This is a genomic window from Nakamurella sp., assembly GCF_048594475.1.
Lineage (GTDB): Bacteria > Actinomycetota > Actinomycetes > Mycobacteriales > Nakamurellaceae > Nakamurella.
In genome coordinates this window covers 1-1,504 of sequence record NZ_JBMDXT010000289.1, presented here as the reverse complement: position 1 = coordinate 1,504, position 1,504 = coordinate 1, and the positions used below count along the sequence as shown (strand labels likewise).

Below are 1,504 nucleotides of genomic sequence, written 5' to 3'. Positions count from 1 at the left end.
GTGAGCGACGAGCTGGATCAGCCCTCGACCTCGAGCAGGTTGCGGGTCACGCTCGGGTCCACCGGAATGCCCGGGCCCATGGTCGTGGAGAACCAGACCTTCTTCAGGTACTTGCCCTTGGCCGCGGACGGCTTGGCCCGCAGGACCTCGTCCAGCGCGGCGGCGTAGTTCTCGACCAGCTTCTCGGTCGGGAACGAGACCTTGCCGATGACCAGGTGCAGGTTCGACGCCTTGTCCACCCGGTAGTTGATCTTGCCGCCCTTGATGTCCGCGACGGCCTTGGTCACGTCCGGGGTGACGGTGCCGGTCTTCGGGTTCGGCATCAGGCCACGCGGGCCCAGGATGCGGGCGATCCGGCCGACCTTGGCCATCTGGTCCGGGGTGGCGATGGCGGCGTCGAAGTCGAGCCACCCGCCCTGGATGCGGGCGATCAGCTCGTCCGAGCCGACCGCGTCCGCTCCGGCGGCCTCGGCCTCGGCGGCCTTGTCGCCGACCGCGAACACGATGACCCGGGCGGTCTTGCCGGTGCCGTTGGGCAGGTTGACGGTGCCGCGCACCATCTGGTCCGCCTTGCGGGGGTCGACCCCGAGGCGCATCGCCACCTCGACGGTGGCGTCCATCTTCGACGGGGACGTGGACTTCGCCAGCTCCGCGGCCTCCAACGGGGAGTACAGCCGAGTCCGGTCCACCTTATCGAAGGCCTCGCGGTAAGCCTTGCTGCGCTTCATTTCTGCTCCTGTGCTTGCTGATTCAGGGATGTGGTCCGCGGGCCGCGCCGGCCCTGCCACGTGGTGCTGGGGGCCGACGTCAGTCGGTGACGGTGATGCCCATCGACTTCGCGGTGCCGGCGATGATCTTCGCGGCGGCGTCCACGTCGTTGGCGTTCAGGTCGACCTGCTTGAGGGTGGCGATCTCCCGGACCTGGGCCGCGGTCACCGAGGCGACCTTGGTCTTGTTCGGGGTGCCGGAGCCCTTCTCCACGCCGGCCGCCTTCAGCAGCAGCCGCGCCGCCGGCGGGGTCTTCAGCTTGAAGTCGAACGACCGGTCCTCGTAGATGGAGATCTCGACCGGAACGACGTCACCGCGCTGCTGCTCGGTGGCCGCGTTGTAGGCCTTGCAGAACTCCATGATGTTCACGCCGTGCTGACCCAGCGCGGGGCCGACCGGCGGGGCCGGGTTGGCCATGCCGGCCTTGATCTGCAGCTTGACGATCGCTGCGAGCTTCTTCTTCTTCGGAGGCATTGCTTTTCCTTCTGCTTGTCCTTCTGTGCGGATCCGGGCCCGGAGTCGGGCCCGGACATCTGGGTCAGATCTTGGCGACCTGAGTGAACGAGAGCTCCACCGGCGTCTCGCGGCCGAAGATGGAGACCAGCACCTTGAGCTTCTGCGCGTCGGCGTTGACCTCGTTGATCGTGGCCGGCAGCGTGGCGAACGGGCCGTCCATCACGGTGACCGACTCGCCGACCGAGAAGTCGACCTCGGTGCGCACCGGCGCCGAACCCGG

At 68.1% G+C, this 1,504-nt stretch carries 3 protein-coding genes; all 3 read right to left on the bottom strand.

Annotation, left to right across the window (positions count from 1 at the left end):
• Window positions 1-17 precede the first annotated feature (17 nt).
• Window positions 18-728: a 50S ribosomal protein L1 gene (rplA, locus tag ACOJUF_RS13445; RefSeq protein WP_420122346.1), complete on the bottom strand. Its 711-nt coding sequence runs from the start codon at window positions 726-728 to the stop codon at window positions 18-20.
• Window positions 729-807: 79 nt separating this feature from the next.
• Window positions 808-1,242, bottom strand: a complete 435-nt coding sequence (rplK, locus tag ACOJUF_RS13440; protein WP_420122345.1) for a 50S ribosomal protein L11 — start codon at window positions 1,240-1,242, stop codon at window positions 808-810.
• A 64-nt stretch (window positions 1,243-1,306) separates the two neighbouring features.
• The coding region (nusG, locus tag ACOJUF_RS13435; protein WP_420122344.1) for a transcription termination/antitermination protein NusG at window positions 1,307-1,504 on the bottom strand (198 nt) is incomplete at its 5' end.

Coding starts and splice junctions, on each gene's coding strand:
- rplA (WP_420122346.1), bottom strand. CDS start 728: ATGAAGCGCAGCAAGGCTTACCGCGAGGCCTTCGATAAGGTGGACCGG.
- rplK (WP_420122345.1), bottom strand. CDS start 1,242: ATGCCTCCGAAGAAGAAGAAGCTCGCAGCGATCGTCAAGCTGCAGATC.